Annotated in this window: 14 protein-coding genes; 6 read left to right on the top strand and 8 right to left on the bottom strand. The window is 64.6% G+C overall.

Annotated features, from left to right (window positions below):
* Position 1: 1 nt before the first annotated feature.
* From tssG to tssB, 6 genes are all read right to left on the bottom strand, one after another.
* Positions 2-1,027, bottom strand: a complete 1,026-nt coding sequence (gene tssG, locus AC1M7R_RS00430; RefSeq protein WP_072396292.1) for a type VI secretion system baseplate subunit TssG — start codon at positions 1,025-1,027, stop codon at positions 2-4.
* Positions 991-2,781, bottom strand: coding sequence for a type VI secretion system baseplate subunit TssF (gene tssF / locus AC1M7R_RS00425; protein WP_490610144.1), 1,791 nt, complete (start codon positions 2,779-2,781; stop codon positions 991-993). The genes tssG and tssF overlap by 37 nt, the downstream gene beginning before the upstream one ends.
* Positions 2,765-3,208 carry a type VI secretion system baseplate subunit TssE gene (tssE, locus tag AC1M7R_RS00420; protein WP_072396305.1) on the bottom strand — a complete coding sequence of 148 codons (444 nt, stop codon included), beginning with the start codon at positions 3,206-3,208 and terminating at the stop codon, positions 2,765-2,767. Before tssE ends, tssF begins: the two co-directional genes overlap by 17 nt.
* A 12-nt stretch (positions 3,209-3,220) precedes the next feature.
* On the bottom strand, positions 3,221-3,718 hold the full coding sequence (locus tag AC1M7R_RS00415) for an Hcp family type VI secretion system effector (RefSeq protein WP_072396307.1): 498 nt from the start codon (positions 3,716-3,718) through the stop codon (positions 3,221-3,223).
* A 125-nt stretch (positions 3,719-3,843) separates the two neighbouring features.
* Entirely contained in the window at positions 3,844-5,325 is a 1,482-nt protein-coding gene (gene tssC / locus AC1M7R_RS00410; protein WP_072396328.1) for a type VI secretion system contractile sheath large subunit, read from the bottom strand.
* A 30-nt stretch (positions 5,326-5,355) separates the two neighbouring features.
* Positions 5,356-5,922 carry a type VI secretion system contractile sheath small subunit gene (gene tssB, locus AC1M7R_RS00405; protein ID WP_072396330.1) on the bottom strand — a complete coding sequence of 189 codons (567 nt, stop codon included), beginning with the start codon at positions 5,920-5,922 and terminating at the stop codon, positions 5,356-5,358.
* Between the two features lie 224 nt (positions 5,923-6,146).
* Between tssB and AC1M7R_RS00400 the strand changes: the two genes are divergently transcribed.
* Genes AC1M7R_RS00400 through tssA form a run of 5 tightly spaced genes read left to right on the top strand, consistent with a single transcriptional unit; the run spans position 6,147 to position 13,674 of the window.
* Entirely contained in the window at positions 6,147-6,611 is a 465-nt protein-coding gene (locus AC1M7R_RS00400) for a type VI secretion protein (RefSeq protein ID WP_072396334.1), read from the top strand.
* A 51-nt stretch (positions 6,612-6,662) separates the two neighbouring features.
* Positions 6,663-7,994 carry a type VI secretion system baseplate subunit TssK gene (tssK, locus tag AC1M7R_RS00395; protein ID WP_490610143.1) on the top strand — a complete coding sequence of 444 codons (1,332 nt, stop codon included), beginning with the start codon at positions 6,663-6,665 and terminating at the stop codon, positions 7,992-7,994.
* 18 nt (positions 7,995-8,012) lie between these two features.
* The gene (locus AC1M7R_RS00390) at positions 8,013-8,774 is read left to right on the top strand and encodes a DotU family type IV/VI secretion system protein (RefSeq protein WP_072396357.1); all 762 of its coding nucleotides are present in this window, start codon (positions 8,013-8,015) and stop codon (positions 8,772-8,774) included.
* Positions 8,771-12,595: a type VI secretion system protein gene (locus AC1M7R_RS00385; protein WP_490610142.1), complete on the top strand. Its 3,825-nt coding sequence runs from the start codon at positions 8,771-8,773 to the stop codon at positions 12,593-12,595. The genes AC1M7R_RS00390 and AC1M7R_RS00385 overlap by 4 nt, the downstream gene beginning before the upstream one ends.
* Entirely contained in the window at positions 12,592-13,674 is a 1,083-nt protein-coding gene (gene tssA, locus AC1M7R_RS00380) for a type VI secretion system protein TssA (protein WP_072396361.1), read from the top strand. Before AC1M7R_RS00385 ends, tssA begins: the two co-directional genes overlap by 4 nt.
* On the opposite strand, the gene AC1M7R_RS00375 is transcribed toward tssA, so the two are convergent.
* A complete protein-coding gene (locus AC1M7R_RS00375; RefSeq protein ID WP_072396363.1) occupies positions 13,671-14,624 on the bottom strand; it encodes a 2-hydroxyacid dehydrogenase in 954 nt (317 codons plus the stop codon). The genes tssA and AC1M7R_RS00375 overlap by 4 nt on opposite strands.
* Before the next feature lie 334 nt (positions 14,625-14,958).
* Between AC1M7R_RS00375 and AC1M7R_RS00370 the strand changes: the two genes are divergently transcribed.
* Positions 14,959-16,239 carry a serine/threonine transporter gene (locus tag AC1M7R_RS00370; protein ID WP_072396365.1) on the top strand — a complete coding sequence of 427 codons (1,281 nt, stop codon included), beginning with the start codon at positions 14,959-14,961 and terminating at the stop codon, positions 16,237-16,239.
* A gap of 123 nt (positions 16,240-16,362) precedes the next feature.
* On the opposite strand, the gene acnB is transcribed toward AC1M7R_RS00370, so the two are convergent.
* Complete coding sequence (gene acnB / locus AC1M7R_RS00365) at positions 16,363-18,963, bottom strand: bifunctional aconitate hydratase 2/2-methylisocitrate dehydratase (RefSeq protein WP_072396367.1); 2,601 nt, start codon at positions 18,961-18,963, stop codon at positions 16,363-16,365.
* Positions 18,964-19,002: the final 39 nt, after the last annotated feature.

Below are 19,002 nucleotides of genomic sequence, written 5' to 3'. Positions count from 1 at the left end.
TTCAGGCGATCTCCGGCTGGCGAAGGCGGGTTTCGATCCGTTGTACGGTCAGGCTGGGCCTGCGTTGCAGGCCGCCATTCCAGCTCAGGCGTGGCGGTACCTGATGGCCCAGTTGCAGTGGGCTGGCGCCACGGACCAGCAACACCAGCGTGCAGTCCAGGTCGGGACCGAAATACAGGGCATAGAGGCTGGCGAGCAGCGGATGGGTTTCGCCGTCGGGCAGCAAGCCGTTGGCCTGGGTCGTGCTCAGCGGTCCGAGGGTCAGGCGCACGCCGGCATGTTCATCCCAGACCCGCGTACCGGCCACTGCGCTGCGTCCCAGGCACAGGTTGCGGCCACCTGCTTGCAGGCGGCTGCGACTGGCGGCCGGGATTTGCCGCCAGCCACCTTCATACGCGCTCAGTTCCACCGGCAACCCCAACTGCTCGCGGACGATCGCCGCGAAGCCGGCCAGGGAGCGTCGGCCATCGGCGTACAGGGCTGTGCAGGCCAGCACGGCAGAGTCGGGCGCAGCCTGGCGTTCCTGCAGGGCCTTGGGCAGCAGGCCGGTCAGTGCCCGCAGTTGTGCCTGGACGGCGGACGCCCCCGGGGCGGTGAAGCCCAGGGCGATGCGGTGCTTGCGCATGACCTTGTAGAGCAGGCTGAGCAAGCGATGCTGGAACAGGTCGAGAAATTGCGCTGGTGCGTGATCCCGGGCACGCGCCCGTTGTTGCAGCCATTCCTGATAGGCATAGGGTAATGGACCGTCGGGACCGCCGAGACCGAAGATCGGCGTGCTCAGCACTGGCGCCTGGCCGGATTCCTGGCTCAGGCTTTCGACCTCACTGGCGGCGAACAGTGGCGTCAATGGGCCGCGCAGGCGCAGGGCTTCGGCGTGGGGCGCGGTGCCGCTGCCCAGGGATTCGGCCTGGGGGTGCTCGCGCTCGAGCAACAGCAATGCCTGGAGCCATTCGAAGCGCTGCGGATCGCGCCGCAGTCGCTGGCTGAGGTTCAGAGACTCAGGGGTTTGCCGGCCTGGGGTTGCCATGTCTTCACCTCCCTGTCGGACTGGACCAAGACCGTGCGCACGAAGCGGTTGGCGGTGGCATAGAGTGAGAAGAACTGCGCCAGTACGCCGGAAAACAGTACGGCGCTGCTGCCGACGAAATACTGCGGATCCAGTTGCAGGCGTACCTCCAGGCCGTTGCGCCAGCCACGCCAGGCATCTTCGCCCACATGGGCGATCACCCGCTCGCAGGCCAGCCCCAGCACGCCTTCGATCTGGCGCCGGGCGCTGGCTTCGTCCCGCAGGTTGTGCAGTTCGAGAATCTCGCGCAGCGCATCCAGCGCCTGGGGACCTTCCACCAGTGAAAGATGATTGAGGGTCAGTTGGGACACCAGCCGCCAGCGCGACTCACCGTCCAGGCGCGGCAGGCTCTGGGGGCTGGGCGGGTTGCGCAGGCGGGCCCAGGCCACCGGGCCGGGACGCTCGAAACCCAGCGGCGTGCCGGCCGGCAGGCTCTGGGCCAGGTGCCGGTTGGTGCACAGCAATTCGGCAGTCAGGCTGTAGTCCCGGGGATCGCTCAGGGGATCGAGCTGGGTGTCCACCAGGCTGACCATCAGGTCGGTGCCCAGCCGGTTCGGGCTCATGCCACTGACCCGACGCGCATGCCAGTAACAGGTCTGGTCGTTGCCGTGCTGGCTGCCGTAATAGGCCGGCACCCTGCGCACGCCCTGGCTGGAACTGGCCCGCATGGCGCGGATGCTGTGGATCTCGACGCTGTTTTCGCGATGACTGTCGGCCACCAGCCGGTATTCGCTGCGGGTGCCGTCCGGGCGCAATGGTTCGCTGGTCCTGGGAAACAGGTTGATCACCGGCGCGCAGCCCAGGGCGATGTCGCTGGCCTGGAGCGGCAGGCGACTGACGGGGGCGCGGTCGAAAACGATATAGAGATACAGGGACGGTTGGTCGCTGGTGGCGCCCGCCAATGGCAGGTCGAAGAAGCCGAACTTGTCGGGGAAGGCGAAATATTCGGCCAGCAATCGCATGCCCGGGTGCACACCGTCCTCGTCCGGCAGCAGGGCTTCGTCGCTGGCGAAACCGACGATCCGGGGCAAGCCCGCCAGCGGTTCCGGCACGCTGCCCGGAGCGCCGGCCAGGACCTTGACCGCATGGGCGCCGAGCAGGTCGTACAGCCAGGCGTTGATCATCGGTGAAGCCGCCAGGTGCACCCGCAGTTCATCGATCCCCAGCGTCGCCCATGAGCGTTCCCCCAGGCACCGCAGCTCCAGGCGCAAGGCCGAGCGTGCCTGTACCACACCGGTCAGCGCCTGGGCCTCATCGCTGCCCAGCAGCACGGCTTCGCAGATTTGCAGCGGCCACAGGTGCACTGCGGCGGTGGTACGCAAGTGAATGCTCTGGCCTTTGTCCGTGGTCACGAACAGGGGCGTATCCCGGGGCAGGGGATAGCCCTCGTCGAGGTTGCCTTTGCTCGGGTCGGGCTCGAACTGCACGATCGCGCAGGACGGCAGCGGGCGCATGGCCAGGGGGTACAACTGTTCGAGCAAGGCATCGCTGAACTCGGCATAGTCGTCATCCAGCCTGCGTTGCAACCGTGCAGCGAGCAATGCGAAACCTTCCAGCAGCCGTTCGACGTGGGGGTCCGGGCATTCACCGGGAGACAGCTCCAGGCGCCGGGCAACCTTGGGGTAGCGTTCGGCGAACAGGCTGCCGGCATGTCGCAGCCAGGTCAGTTCACGCTGGTAATAGTCCAGCAGTTGCGGGTCAATCGAGTCGCTCATGTCGTACCTCAAGGCCGTCGTCGGCGTGCTCGATGACAAAGGCTACGGGCCAGGAGCGCGAGTCGCCGCGCAGTTCCCCCAGCAGCCGGATGCTCAATTGCTGCGGATGGCCGGGTACGGGGATGACCTGGACCTCTCCCAGTTGCAGGCGAGGCTCGAAGCAGGTGATGGCCTGGCGGATTTCCCGGGTCAACAGGCGGCGGTCATCGCTGCGCTGCTGCTGCAACGCGGTCCAGTCGGCGATGCCGTAGTCCAGGATGCTCGGCGGTTCGGTCAGGGCCCGGGGGCCGCGGCGGGTGTTGAACAGACGGTGCAGTTCGGCGTGGACCGACTCTTGCAACGCCTGGCGGTCGAACACCCGGCCATGTTCCTCCGGCAGGTTGGCCAGGCGTTCGAACAACGGCGGGCGAAATCCCTGGCCAGCCATGGCGCGGCTCCGTCACTTGCTCATCTTGTTGGCGGCCAGGTCCCAGGTGGTGCCCGCCGTGCCTTCCTTGGTGCCGTCGTCTTTCTGGGCGGTGAGCTCCCATTTGATCTTGGTGAAGTTCAGCGACAGGGTCTCCACTGGCTTGCCGCCCGTGCCGCCGCTGACACTGACGTTGGACAGTACGACGTTGGACAGGGTGTAGACGATGAAGGGCATGATCTGGCCGCTGCCTTCGGCGGCGTTGCGGCCAATGGTGATGACGGCTTGCGGGATCGGTTTGCCGGCGCAGCAATACTCGTTGAGCGAGGGGGTGGAGCTGTCGATGAACTTGGTCAGGGTGAATTCCCCGACATGGGGTCTGCCGGAGGTCCGCTCCGAGTTGCTGACGTCGTTGGTGACTTGCATCGCCACGTTGTGGCTGTAGGACATGACTTCGATCTTGTCCGTGAAACCCTCCAGCAGGCTGTCGCCCTTGATGTCGCCGCCGAGGTCGAGAATGATCGCATCCATTGTGTTGAACTCCTGAAAAAGACAAAGGGGTGGTGGTGCCCGATACCGTTAGAACGACCGCCGAAGCTGTGGCGAGGGGATAAATCCCCTCGCCACAAAAGCTCGCTCGCCACAGGATTCCCGGGTCAGGCAGCGACCGGCGGCGGCAGGGTCGCGACCAGGCGGATCGAGGCGGTCAGCTCCTCGAGCTGGAAGTGCGGCCGCAGGAACACCGTGGCCTTGTAGGCCCCGGGCTTGCCGGCCACCTCGGTCACGTCCACCCGTGCTTCGCGCAGGGGGTACTGCGCCTTGATCTCTTGCGGCGCGTTGTCGTTGATCAGCACATAGTCGGCGATCCAGTTGTTGAGGTAGGTCTGCACGTTGTCGCGGGTCATGAAGCTGCCGACCTTGTCGCGCATGATGACCTTCAGGTAATGGGCAAAACGCGAGGCCGCGAGGACGTACGGCAACATCGCCGAGATCCGCGCGTTGGCGTTGGCTTCGTTGGTGTTGTAGACCTTGGCCTTGTTGGTGGTCTGGCCACCGAAGAACACCGCGATGTCGCTGTTTTTCTTGTGGCACAGGGCAATGAAACCGAGGTCGTTGAGCTCTTTCTCGCGACGGTCGGTAATCGCCACTTCGGTCGGGCACTTGAGGGAAAGGTCCCCGGAACTGGTGCGGAAGGTATGGGCCGGCAGGCCTTCGACCGCGCCACCGCCCTCGGCGCCGCGAATCGCCGCGCACCAGCCGTACTTGGCGAAGGCTTCGGTGATGCGTTGCGACAGCGCCCAGGCGGCATTGCCCCACAGGTATTTGCTGTGGTCGGTGCCATTGACGTCCTCGACGTAGTTGATGCCTTCCACCGGCAGGGTGTCCGGGCCGTAGGGCAGGCGCAGCAGGAAGTGCGGCAGCACCAGGGACACGTAGCGCGAGTCTTCGCTTTCACGGAAGGCGCGCCATTTGATCAGTTCCTGGCTCTCGAAGATCTTCGACAGGTCCCTGGGTACCGCCAGTTCGGTGAAGCTGCTCATGTCGAACAGGCGCGGGCTGGCCGCGGCAATGAACGGTGCGTGCGCCGCGGCGGCGACGTTCGACAGTTTTTCCAGCAGGCCGATGTCCTGCGGGTGCCGGCCAAAGGTGTAGTCGCCCACCAGCAGGCTGAACGGGTGCCCGCCGAAGGTACCGTATTCTTCCTCGTAGATTTTCTTGAACAGGGCGCTCTGGTCGAATTCGACGGCTTTTTCCAGGTCGTTCTGCAGCTCTTTCTGGGTCACGTTGAGCAGGCGCAACTTGAGGCGGGTGCTGGTCTCGGTGTTCTGCACCAGCATGTGCAGGCCACGCCAGGATGCCTCGAGTTTCTGAAGTTCCGGGTGGTGCAGCACTTCGTTGAGCTGGGCGCTGATCAACTGGTCTATCTGGCTGATGCGGTCGTTGATCATGGCCACGGTGTCCTTGTCGATGGCCATGCCTTCGTCGAGGACCTGGGTGGCGAATTCGGCCAGCATGTCGCGGGCGTAGTCCTGCTGGCTGTCATCGTGGGCCATGCGGCCTTCGGCGATGATCTTGTCCAGCAGCGACAGGGTCTGGGTCGTGCTCTCGCTGGTTTGAGCGCTGGATGAAGCGGGCATGGCGTTATCTCCCTTGAGTGATGGGCACGATCAGGCCTTGGGTTCGTCGGCCGGGGCCGGGTCATCGTTGGCGGCCACGGTGGGCAGCTCCTGCGGTGCTGCGTCCTGGGGCCGGGCCGACTTGATCTCTTGCAGGCCCTCGGTGTTGGCGATGACGTCGCGCAGCAGCTTGTCCAGGTCATCGTTGCCATCGAGCTTGGTCAGCAGGTCGCGCAGGCGCTGGCGGGCTTCGAACAGCCGGCGCAGAGGCGTGATCTGCTCCACGACCTTGACCGGGTCGAAATCGTCGATGTGGCGGAACTTGAGTTCGATGTTCAGCTTGCTGTCGTCGCCGCTCAGGGTGTTGTTCACCTGGAGCGTGGCGCGGGGGCCGATGGAGGCGAGCACCTCGTTGAAGTTGTCGCGATCGATTTCGGTGAAGCGCCGTTCGTTGAGCTTGGGCAGCGGCTCCAGCGGCTTGCCCGAAAGGTCGGCCAGGATGCCGACGACCAGTGGCAACTCTTTCTTTTCGATGGCATTGCCGATTTCCACGTCATAGGTGATCTGGACGCGGGGAGGGCGGACTCTGTCGAGCTTGTGCTGGGTACTTTCTGCCATGGCGGCCGACTCCGATGCATGAGTGGAAGCAATGCATCGGGAGGCCCGCTCATCGCATTCCCTTGCTGATCCACAGGTTGCAAATGGGGGGCAGTAGACCTGTCATTCCCTTGACGAACCTGGCGCATTCGACCGTGCTGGCCGAACTATCCAAGACGCTAGAACAGGTCTATAAAAATGCAAGCAAAAACAATTTTTGACCGCTGTGAGAAGGAAGATTCATTTTGCGTGAGTTTTTTTTCGGATTTTTCTTGAGCCTGGCCCTCACCGGTTGCTCGCTCTTTGCCCCCAGCGTCGACCTGGACAGCCTCACTCTGGACGTCGCGCCCCGGGCCAATGACGACACGCCGATCGCCGTGGATTTCATTGCCGTGAACGACCCGGACCTGCTCAAGCAGCTGTCGGGGATCACCGCCAGGCAGTGGTTCGCCGAGCGCGAGCAGTTCCAGCGCGACTATCGTCAGCTGATGTCGGTGTGGGGGCTGGAGCTGGTCCCCGGCCAGTTCATCGACCGCCAGCCGTTCCCGCTGGAGGGCCGCCGGGCCGCTGGACTTTTGGTCTTCGCCAGCTATAACACTCCCGGAGCCCACCGGCTCCGGCTGGACGATCAGCGCGAGGCCTGGCTCAGGTTCGACAGCCGGGAGATGACCCTCGTGAACGATGGGAAGGTCGATGCCAGTCAGCCTTGAATGACCGCGGGCCGCCTGGCGCGGCGACACTGGGATGTCGAAGGGAGTCGTATGAGTCTGTTACCTGACGCGGTGTGCTGGCACGAGGGCATGCAGTTGCTGCCCCAGCATTTCCAATTGCAAGGGTTGCGCGCCGAGGCCCTGGCCGCGCATGTCGCCACTGCCTGCAACCCCTGGTTCTGGGGTGTCAGCCAACTGGAAGTCGACCCTTCGGCCCTCGCCGCCGGCCAGGTGCGGCTGCTGCAGTTGCAAGGCACCTTGCCGGACGGGTTGCCCGTCAACCTGCAGGCCGGTGTCGGCCCGACCCTGGAGCTGGATATCACCGAGGCGGTCAACAAGACCGACGACGCCACGGTGACCGTGTACCTGGCCATCAGTCCGCTCTGGCGCGCCGGGCAATTGCTGCCTCTCAAGGGACGCCTGCAATCGGTGGTCGGCGATGCGCTGCCGGACCTCACCAGTGGCGAGTTCCCGGAATCCATCACCGTCTGGCGGCCGAACCCGCGGTTGTGCACGCAGCTGAGCAAGGCCGATTCGATCTGCCTGCCGTTGTTGCGTATCCGCAAGGAAGGCGGCGGGTTCCTGCGCGTGCCCTACACCCCACCCACGCCCGTGCTGTTGCCCGAGTCGATGCTGGGGCGGCGGGTCGCCGGGCTGTGCGCCCGGGCGCGGGAGAAATGCATGTTTCTCGCCGGCCGGTTGCGTCAGGCCCAGGCTGCCGGTAACCAGGACGACGCGGCGGAAATCCGCCGGCAGATGACGGCGTTGTGGGCGCGCTTGCCGGAAGTGGAAGGCGCGTTGAACACCCGCGTGACGACGCCCCAGGCGATGCACGGCTTGTTGCTGGGATTGGCCGGTGCCTGGTCGGCCCTCGATCCGCTGGCCGGTGTTCCGGCTTTCGCCCCGCTGGATTTCGTCGAACTGCAACGCGGCTACGAACCCTTGCTCGACTGGCTGGAAGACACCCTGGAACGGGTCCGTGCCGGCTATCGCAGCCTGGCTTTCGAACGCAACGACCAGGTCTTTTCCATTCAGTTGCCCGACGACCAGCCGAGCCAGCGCCTGGTCATCGGCCTGCGCATGCCCAACGGTGCCAGCGAGCAGGCCGCGGCCGACTGGTTGCGCGGGGCGATCATCGCATCCGCACCGCATATTCCATTGCTGAGCCGCCAGCGCATGAGCGGTCTGCCTCACCAGGCCATGAGTCGCAACGAACAGGTGGCCTACAGCGTGGGCGACGATACCCGGTTGTTTGTGGTGAACGCCGGCGGCCAACGGTTCGACGGGCAGTTGCCGTTGCACATCGTCGCCCCGGCATCGGCCCAGGTCAGCAGCCCGTGGCAAGTGGTGCTGTTCGTGGCGCAAGTCGGTGAAAGTGCCTGATCGCAGAAGGGGAGTGGTATGCCTGACGGAAGTGGCGGGGCGGTTCGGAGTCTGCATGAGGCGCCGCTGAGCAGCGCTTTCCGGCAGGCCTGGCTGAAATGGTCCCAGCAATGGCAGGACCTGCCCAAGGACAGCGACTCCGCGGCCCTGGTCAGTCGTGTGGTGGAGTTTTCCGGACGCAGTGCCCAGCGCCTGTGGCGGACGGCCTTCGCCAGCGTCGGTGACTCCGCCACCGAGCAGGTCAAGGCGCTGGTCTATGCCTTCGTCGCACTGGTGGACGAAACCCTGCTGTTCAGCCCCTGGCCGGGGCAGCTCGCCTGGCAACAGCATCCGTTGGAATCGCGCATGTATTCCAGCCGCCAGGCCGGCGAGCGTTTGCCTTCGGCCATCAAGAAGCTGCTGGACGAGCAGATGCCCGGTACCCGGGACCTGGCGAATGTCTACCTGCAATGCCTGATCCTCGGTTTCCAGGGGCGCCTGCGTGGCGAACCCGGTCAGGTCCAGCATGAAAAATGGCGCCTGGCACTCTTCGCGTTTGCCTGGCAGTACGATGCGGACTACGAGGAGGTCAGCGAACGCCTGGCGATGTCCGCGGCGGCGCCACCGATGCGCATGCCGGCGCAGACATCGTTGCCGGACGGCTTTCGCCTGGGGCTGGCGATCCTGGCGATGGTCCTGCTGCTGACCGGGCTGGGGCAGGTGTTCTGGCGTGACATCCGTTCGGAGCTCGAACCGGTGCTGCAACTGAACGAGTCGGTGGTCCAGGAGCAGGATTCATGAGCCCCCTGAGCATCGTCGCGCTGGTGTTGCTGACCATTGTCCTGGTGGTGCTGGTCGCGGCGCTGGTCTGGTGGCTGCGGACCCAGGGCGGAGCCGCCATCCGCAGCTTCTATGGCTCGGTGCGCCACATGGAGCAGGAGCAAGGCACCCGCGACCGCTACCAGATGCCCTGGCTGATGATGCTGGGCAACGAAACCGATGCAGCCCGGTTGTGCAGCCAGTGGCGCTTGCAACCGACGGACAGGGTGGCGTGGTTCGGGCGTTGGTGGTCGGATGCCGAAGGCGCGGTGCTGGTGGTGCCCCAGGCGCTGTTCCTGCCCGACGAAGGCATGAACCGGCAACGGGGCAACTGGTGGCGTTTGCTGGGACTGATCCTGCGCTTGCGCAGTCGGCGCCCGCTGGACGCGGTGATCTGGACGGTGCCGTTCGACAAGCTCGACGATATCGAGCACACCACCGAGCTGAGCCTCAAGGTCCGGCGAGGTTTCATCGACCTGTTGCAGCGCTTCGGCCTGAGCCTTCCGGTGTATGTGGTGATCACCGGCATGGAAGAAATGCCCGGCTTCCAGGAATTGGTCAGCGCGCTGCCGGGCGACGCCCGTGAATCGATAGTGGGCTGGTCCTCGCCGTACTCGCCGGAGGCGGCGTGGCAGTCGCACTGGAGCGACCAGGCCCTGGATCAGGTCCATGCCGCGTTGTCGCAGTCGATCATTGAAATCGGCGCCCTGTCGGGGCAGTTGAGTGGCGACCTGTATGCTCTGCCGGAGCGCTTCGAAGGCTTGCGCCGGGCCTTGCAGGTGCTGTTGGAGCCGGTGTTCCAGGGCAATGTCCAGGGTGAAGCCCCACGCTTTCGCGGCGTGTATTTCACCGCCAGCCAGGCACCGGCTGCCATCGGGGACGGCTTTCCTGCCGACGACAAAGTCTTGCGGCAAACGGTGTTCGCCCGGCAGCTGTGGACCCGCCGGCTGGTGGCTGAGCGCGGCCTGGCCCAGCCGGTGCCGCGGCTGCTGCGCTTGCGCCAGCGCTGGCATCGGCTGGCCGGCGCGGTCGCGCTGGTGGTCGGGCTGGTCTGGTTGGGGGGCATGCTCTGGGTCTGGCACGATTCGGTGGAGCAAGCCGAGGGCTTGTCGCAGTTGGTGCTGCGCGCCCATAAGAACCACATGGTGGTCGATCCTGACGAACCGCAACTGGAGCCGACCCGGTTCAATGTACTGAACTACTGGAACGTGCTGGAAACAGCCCCGCGCTGGCGCTTCGTCTCGGTGGTCTTTCCCACCTCGTGGTTTTCCTCCGTGGACATGCAACTGGAACAGGGTCTGCGCCAGACCGCGCGGCACCACTGGATCCTGCCGTTGCGTGACCTGCTGGTATCGGACCTGGAGAAACTCAAGTCCATCCGCAACACCGAGCGTCGCGGCAACGTGCAGAGCGATGACCCGGCCCAGTGGCAGAGCTATGTGAAGGCCAGGGACCTGGTGGAGCGCGCGGTCCGCCTCGAACAGCACAACCAGTTGTTCAACCAGGTCATCAGTAACCCCAAAGCGCCGCTGGACGAGTTGGTGCAACTGAGCAACAACGCCCTGTCGTTGAACCTCAACCCTGGCACCCTGGGCCGGGCGCGGTTCTACAACCGGGTGCTGTTCGATGCACAGAACTCCGACCTCAAGGGCCTGGACCTGAACGCCGCGCGCCCGGTGGTCTCCGACAATTTCACCGGCCTGATGCAACGCTGGCTCGATCATTATTTTCTCGCCGACAACTTCGTGCGCCAGGCCGGTTACCTCAAGCTGCACCTGCAACGGCTGGAGGCGGGCGGTGGCAACTCGTTGAGCGAGCTGGAAGACCTGATGGCGCTGATCGATGACCTGCAGACCCTGGTCAGCCTGACCAATGCGGCCTGGAGCCGGGGCAAGGGCCAGGACCTGGTGCCCGGCTACAGCCAGTTGATGGACAAGGTCAGCCACAGCGCGCTGCTTGGGCCGCAGTTGGAACAGGATCTGCAAAGCCAGGCGGCGAAGTTGCAGCAGAGCTTTCGCGACCAGTGGATCGTGCAGAGCGGGTCCCGGGACAACCTGCTGGTCCAGCAGGGCAGCGGCCTGCTGGTGCTGCAAGAACATGTCACGGCCCTGGACGACGCGGTGCAGGCCCTGTTCAAGCGTGACTTCGTCGCCCTGGCCTTGCAGAAGGCCCCGTCCGTCGGCACCGCCGATGGCATGGGCAGCGGCAGCGACGACTTCAGCGTGGCCCTGAACTACTTCGCCAGCTACAAGAGCTACGCCAATGACGAGCTGCCACGCATTCCGCCGGCGTACCGCGACGCGCTGATCCAGGCCGCCGAAGGCGCGGCGGCGCGGGCCATGTGGCTGAGCCTGGATGAGAGCGACGAGCAATGGCCGGGCATGGGCTTCAATGTGCAGGCTTCCCAGGCCGTCGCACTGCAGAAAGCCTTCATGGACGTCAATCGTGGCGACCTGGCGGTGCGTTTCCAGCGCCTGCTCAATCGCCGTGCATTGGCCCAGATCAACAGCGGCCTGCAGGAAATCGATGCCCAGCCGCTGTTCAGCCAGCGGGCCGATATCCAGCGCTGGGACGGCTCGAAGAACTTCGGCCTGCAGCTGTATGGTGCCAGCGATCCGCAAGGGCTGAAGCTGAGCCTGAACCAGCAGTTCGACGCCATGCTGCAGATTGCCGAGCAACGCATGCCGGCCCTGGAATGGCTGATTGTCCAGCAGGACAACCTGTCGGCCTCGGAGCATGACCAGGTGTCGCGCTTCATGGCGATGAACGACGAGTTGCTCAAATACAAGAACCAGAATCCGGCCAGTTCGGCGGCGCAACTGACGCAATTGGTGAGCCGGGATTTCATCGAAATGGATACGGCGTCCTGCGGGCAGATCCTGCAGACCACCCAACTGTCCGGCGGGCGCGGCGACCTGGCCCGGCGTGCCGTGGCGTTGCAGCAGAGCGCCCTGCAGCGCTGCCTGTATCTGCAGCAAAGCCAGGCGGCGGCCGCCTGGAACGATGTGGCCGATTACTTCAACCAGTACCTGGCCGGGCGTTTTCCGTTTTCCCAGGATGCGCGGGCCAGTGACGCCGATCCGGCGCGGGTGCAGCGTTTGCTGGAGCTGATCGACACGCGCCTGCCCCTGGCCCAGGCCGGGTTGGCGCTGAGCCAGACGCCGGAGCGGCTGGCCGCGGAGGATTTCCTCAACCGGCTGAAACAGGCCGGGACCTGGTTGGGACCGCTGTTCGTGCGGGACAAGAGCGGGATCCTCGGTGTGGAGATGGATGTACGCTGGCGCACCGATCGCGACGAAGAGCGCGGTGCCGACCAGGTGATCGCCTGGGGGCTGAACACTGGCAACCAGCAGATCGGCTACCCCGGCGAACCCCAGCAGAACCTGCGCTGGATGGTCGGGCAACCCGTGCGGCTGACCCTGCGCTGGGCCCGCAACGGTTACCAGCGGCCGGCCAATGACCCGTTGCAGCCCAACCTGGTGGTACGCGACCTGGAAGCCGGTTGGGAATACCAGGGGCCGTGGTCGTTGCTGCGCCTGATGCGTGCGCAGGTGTCGGCCCAGCGCCAGCCGAACGTCGATTACACCGATTTCCCGCTGACCCTGCAGTTGCCGGTGACCGCCCAGCTCCAGACCCAGGCCCGCACCACACAGCAGACCCTGATGTTCCTGCGCCTGTCGTTGATGAGCCAGGGGTCGAAGCTGCCCCTGTCGATTGTGCCACCGCCGACCCGGGCACCCCGTTCACCTTTCATGGCGACCTCGTCGAGCCCCGCCGTCGCCACCCGTGAGGAGGGCCTGTGAGCGTACCGATATCCCCTCTGCCTGATCTGATCGCTCGCTTGCTCGAGCCCATTGGCGCCGAATCGCCTTGCGGCCAGGACCTGCGCTACGAAGCGGAATACGACCAACTGCGGGAGTTGCGCCGTGAGGACGACACCAGCCTGCCCACTGGCGTCTGGCAAGCCTCGGTCAAGCGCGCCCACTGGCCGGAGCTGGAAAGACTCGCCACGGCGCTGCTGCTCGAGCGCAGCAAGGACTTGATGATCAGCGCCTGGCTGGGGGAGGCCTGGCTGCACCTGAGCGGGCTGGACGGCCTGCCGGGCAGCCTGGCCCTGGTGGCGGGCCTGTGCGAGCGGTATCCCGAGCAACTGCACCCCATGGCCGATGAGGGCGACCAGTCATGGCGGGTGATTCCGCTGGAGTGGTTGGCTCGTCGTTATGGCGAGGTGCTGTTGACCCGGGTGGCCTTGTTCGATGGCCGGGACCCGTCCTTCGACCGCTTCTGCCTGGATGACTGGCAACGCCTGCAGCGCCAGCAAGTGCAGGTCAACGACAGCAAGAACGCCAAGGCATCGGCGGAAGCCGCCCGCAGCGACCAGAAGAAACTCAGTGAGTTGATTCGCAGCACGCCGTTGTCGTTCTGGTTGCATCGCCAGGGCACCCTGATGTTGAGCCTGCAACACCTGCAGCGGCTCGAAGCCTGGAGCGATACTTACCTGGGCTCACTGGCGCCGGGCTACAAATCCTTGCAGGACGTGATCCAGGCCCTGCTGGCACTGGTAGAGGAGTTCATTGCGATGCATCCACAACAACCCTCCACGGTACCGGTGCAGGCGCCGCCGACGCTTGCGCCGTCGACGTCCGATGCGCAAAGCCCTGTGCTCCAGGCTTTCCAGGAACCGGCCAGCCGCGAGGAAGCCTATCGACAATTGCTGGTCATCGCTGCCTACCTGGCGCGTACCGAGCCCCACAGCCCGGTGCCATACCTGATCCGGCGCGGCGTGGAATGGGGCAACAAGCCGCTGAGCGAGCTGTTGGGGGAATTGATCAGCGCCGATGCCGAGTCCCGGCGGGTGTGGACCCTGCTGGGAGTACTCTAAGGTAGCGGCTCGGGCAACGGCACCGGCGTCAGTACCGGCTTGCCGGCGAAGAATGCGTTCAGGTTCTGGCCCACCAGTTCCACGGTGCCCCGGGTCGCCTCCGGTGAAAGGCCGGCGACATGGGGCGTCAGGACGACGTTGGGCAGGTGCTTCAAGGCGTCGGGCACTTCAGGCTCGTGGTCGAACACGTCCAGGGCCGCTCCGGCGATGCGTCGATGTTCCAGGGCGCTGATCAGGTCGGCGGTCGAGACCACGCTGGCCCGGGCGATGTTCACCAGGAAACCGTTGGGCCCCAGGGCATCGAGGGCCTGTTTGTTGATCAACTGCCGGGTGTCGAGGCCACCGGGTGTGGCGACCACCAGGAAATCCGAAACCCTGGCCAGTTCCGTAGGCGTGGCGCAGTAGGCGTAGGGCACGTCGTTGCGCACCCGGCGGCTGTGGTAGCTGACGCTCATGTCGAAACCGAGGGCGCCCCGCTTGGCGATCGCCATCCCTACCGCGCCGAGGCCCAGCACCCCCAGCCGTTTGCCGGCCAGGGAGGGGCGCATGACCTTCGCCCATTCGCCCCGGCGCACGCAGGCGTCGGCGCGAGGAATATCGCGCACCAGCGCCAGCAGCAGCGCCATGGCATGGTCGGCCACCGATGAAGCGTTGACCCCGGCACCATTGGTTACCACGATGCCGCGCTCCCGGGCGGCCTGCAGGTCCACCTGCTCGTAGCCGGCGCCGATCACGCAAATGATCTGCAGGTTGGGCAGTGCGGCAATCTCCTGCGCCGTCAGGCCCAGGGGACCGCGCGTCAGCACCGCGTTGAACCGCTCGCCATGCTCGAAGATCGCCGCCCTGCGTTCGGCAGGCGTCGGCGCCAGTTCCAGGTGATAGCCCTGGCGCTCGAGAATCGGCAGGTATTCATTGACGGTTTCAACCAGTACCAGGACGGTTGCGGGCATGCTGTGCTCCTGTGGGCAATCGGACTGAGAAAAAAGTGTGGGCGAGCCTGCGGCGACGGGGTTTTGTGCAGTATGGCTCATGGTGCTCTGGAATCGTTTCAATCTGTCCTGAGTGTAGGAGCTGGCGCAATGCGGCGATAGGGCCGCCAGCCTGCTCACGGGCATTACCCACAACCCATGTGCTGATCCGCACCACCGCTCCTCAGCTAAGTCTTTGCTTCTGCTCGCTAATCCCGGACAATCGCGCCCCTGTTTCGGCCAGGGCGCTGCCTGTCGGGCTTTTCCGACTCGTCCTGGCCGGGTGCACGTGACCGGACAGCGGAGATCCGACCGGATGAATGATCAGGCCAATAGCGTCGAAGAGCGCTTTGAAGCGACAGCCCCAGCCACCCTCAGTCAATGGAGTCGCCACGACACCACCTGGATGCTGGGCCTGTTTGGCACCGCCATCGGAGCAGGCACTCTGTTCCTCCCCATCAATGCCGGACTGGGCGGTTTCTGGCCACTGCTGATCCTGGCATTGCTGGCGTTCCCCATGACGTTCTATGCGCACCGGGGCCTGACCCGTTTCGTGTTGTCCGGTCGAGACGGCGCGGATATCACCGAGGTGGTGGAAGAGCACTTCGGGATCAAGGCGGGCGCGCTGATCACCTTGCTGTACTTCTTTGCGATCTTCCCGATCCTGCTGATCTACAGTGTGGCGCTGACCAATACGGTGGGCAGTTTCCTGGAGCACCAGCTGCACATCCAGCCGCCGCCGCGGGCGGTGTTGTCCCTGGTGTTGATCCTGGGCCTGCTGGCGGTGGTGCGGTGTGGCGAGCAGGCCATCGTCAAGGCCATGAGCCTGATGGTCTATCCCTTCATCGTTGCGTTGCTGTTTTTGGCAGTGTTCCTGATCCCCCACTGGAACGGTGGCATCCTGACCACGGCGTCCACGTTGCCCGAGCCGTCGGCTTTGCTGCACACGCTGTGGCTGGCGATCCCGGTGATGGTGTTCTCGTTCAACCACTCGCCGATCATCTCGGCGTTTGCGGTGGACCAGAAGCGTCGCTACGGTGTGAACGCCCAGGCGCGCAGCTCGCAGATCCTGTCTCGCGCCCATGTGCTGATGGTGGTGATGGTGCTGTTCTTTGTATTCAGTTGCGTGCTGACCCTGTCGCCGGCGCAACTGGCCGAAGCCAAGGCGCAGAATCTGTCGATCCTGTCGTACCTGGCCAATCACTTCAGCAATCGGACCATTGCCTTCGCCGCGCCGTTGATCGCGTTCGTGGCGATTTCCAAATCGTTCCTGGGGCATTACATCGGTGCCAGCGAGGGGCTCAAGGGCCTGATCGTCAAGAGCGGCCGCCGTCCGGCGCCCAAGACCCTGGATCGCCTGACGGCGATGTTCATGCTGGTGGTGTGCTGGATCGTCGCCACGCTCAACCCGAGCATCCTGGGCATGATCGAAACCCTGGGCGGCCCGGTAATTGCGGCGATCCTGTTCCTGATGCCGATGTACGCCATCCAAAAGGTCCCGGCCATGGCCCGTTACCGCGGCCAGGCGTCCAATGTGTTCGTGACGCTGGTAGGGGTCGTGGCAATTACCGCGCTGGTCTATTCCCTGACATCCTGACTGGATTCCCCGTGGGAGCGAGCCTGCTCGCGATGGCGTCAGTTCAGGTTGCATCGAAATTACAGGCATAAAAAAACGCCGCCCCTCGCAAGAAGGGCGGCGTTTTAGTCGAGCGTTGAAGCCTTAGGCTTGAACGACCGGGATGTTGGCGTTTGCAGCCGCTTCACGGAACTCGGCGATCTGGTCGAAGCTCAGGTAGCGGTATACGTCCGCCGCCATGCTGTCGATCTTGCCGGCGTATTCCATGTACTCCTCGACGGTCGGCAGGCGACCCAGGATGGATGCCACGGATGCCAGCTCGGCCGAAGCCAGGTAGACATTCGCGCCGTCACCCAGACGGTTCGGGAAGTTACGGGTCGAGGTGGACACCACGGTGGAGTTCGGCTCGACGCGTGCCTGGTTACCCATGCACAGCGAGCAGCCTGGCATTTCCATGCGTGCACCGGCCTTGCCGTAGATGCCGTAGTAGCCTTCCTCGGTGAGCTGGTGAGCGTCCATCTTGGTCGGCGGCGACAGCCACAGACGGGTCGGCAGCTGGCCCTTGACCTGATCCAGCAGCTTGCCGGCCGCGCGGAAGTGGCCGATGTTGGTCATGCACGAACCGATGAAGACTTCGTCGATCTTCTCGCCAGCGACGCTGGAGAGCAGGCGGGCGTCGTCCGGGTCGTTCGGCGCGCAGAGCACAGGCTCCTTGATCTCGGCCAGGTCGATCTCGATGACTTCGGCGTACTCGGCGTCCTTGTCGGCTTCCAGCAGTTCCGGGTTGGCCAGCCAGGCTTCCATCGCCTGGGCACGACGCTCCAGGGTGCGGGCATCGCCGTAGCCTTCGCCGATCATCCAGCGCAGCAGGGTGATGTTCGACTTCAGGTATTCGGCGATGGATTCCTTGGACAGCTTGATGGTGCAACCGGCTGCCGAACGTTCTGCCGAAGCGTCGGACAGTTCGAAGGCTTGCTCGACGGTCAGGGTTTCCAGGCCTTCGATCTCCAGGATACGGCCGGAGAAGGCGTTCTTCTTGCCTTTCTTCTCGACGGTCAGCAGGCCTTTCTGGATCGCGTAGTAAGGGATGGCATGAACCAGGTCACGCAGGGTGACGCCTGGCTGCAGCTTGCCCTTGAAGCGAACCAGGATCGACTCCGGCATGTCCAGCGGCATGACGCCGGTGGCGGCAGCGAAGGCTACCAGGCCGGAACCGGCCGGGAAGGAGATGCCGATCGGGAAGCGGGTGTGGGAGTCGCCACCGGTGCCGACGGTGTCCGGCAGCAGCATGCGGTTCAGCCAGCTGTGGATGATGCCGTCGCCTGGACGCAGGGACACGCCGCCACGGGTCATGATGAAGTCAGGCAGGGTGTGGTGGGTGGTGACGTCGATCGGCTTTGGATAGGCCGCGGTGTGGCAGAACGACTGCATGACCAGGTCGGCGGAAAAGCCCAGGCAAGCCAGGTCTTTGAGCTCGTCACGGGTCATCGGGCCAGTGGTGTCCTGGGAACCGACGGTGGTCATCTTCGGCTCGCAGTAGGTGCCAGGGCGAACGCCCTTCACGCCGCAGGCCTTGCCGACCATTTTCTGCGCCAGGGTGTAGCCCTTGGTGCTTTCGGCCGGTGCTTCAGGCTTCTTGAACAGGTCCGAAGGTGGCAGGCCGAGTTCGGCGCGGGCCTTCTCGGTCAGGCCGCGGCCGATGATCAGCGGGATGCGGCCACCGGCGCGGACTTCGTCCAGCAGGACCGGAGTCTTCATTTCGAAGGTGGTCAGGACTTCATCGGTGCCGTGCTTGCAGACCTTGCCAGCATGAGGGTACAGGTCGATCACGTCGCCCATGTTCATGTTGGACACGTCGAATTCGATCGGCAGGGCGCCGGCGTCTTCCATGGTGTTGTAGAAGATCGGGGCGATCTTGCTGCCGAAGCAGAAACCGCCGGCACGCTTGTTCGGCACGTACGGGATATCGTCGCCGAAGAACCACAGGACCGAGTTGGTCGCCGACTTACGCGACGAACCGGTACCGACCACGTCGCCAACGTAGGCGATCGGGAAGCCGCCGTTGCGCATTTCCTCGATCTGCTTCATCGGGCCGGTCTTGCCTTGCTCGTCGGGCACGATGCCGTCGCGGGCCATTTTCAGCATGGCCAGGGCGTGCAGCGGGATGTCCGGGCGGGACCAGGCATCAGGGGCAGGGGACAGGTCGTCGGTGTTGGTCTCGCCGGTGACCTTGAAGACCCGCAGGCTGATCTTGTCGGCCAGTACGGGACGCTTCTTGAACCACTCGCCGTCGGCCCAGGATTGCAGGACGGCCTTGGCGTGGACGTTGCCATTGCGGGCTTTTTCAGCCACGTCGTGGAAGGCGTCGAACATCAGCAGGGTGTGCTTGAGCTCTTCGGCGGCTACCGGGGCCAGTTCGGCGTCGTCCAGCAGCTCTACCAGGGTCACGATGTTGTAGCCACCCTGCATGGTGCCGAGCAGTTCGACGGCACGTTTCTTGTCCAGCAGGGGGGATTGGGCCTGGCCCTTGGCCAGGGCGGACAGGAAGCCGGCCTTGACGTAGGCGGCTTCGTCGACTCCTGGTGGAACGCGATTGGTGATCAGGTCAACGAGGAAAGCTTCTTCGCCAGCCGGGGGATTCTTCAGCAGCTCGACCAGGCCTGCGGTTTGTTCGGCGTTAAGCGGCTGGGGAACGATACCCAGTGCTGCGCGCTCTTCGATATGTTTGCGGTAGGCTTCAAGCACAGTATTACCCTCATCAGTGGTCCCAAATGGGTGTCCGGG

Source organism: Pseudomonas sp. MS01C9, from assembly GCF_058202755.1.
The sequence above is the reverse complement of the archived record's forward strand: the minus strand, read 5'-3'. Positions and strand labels throughout refer to the sequence as shown.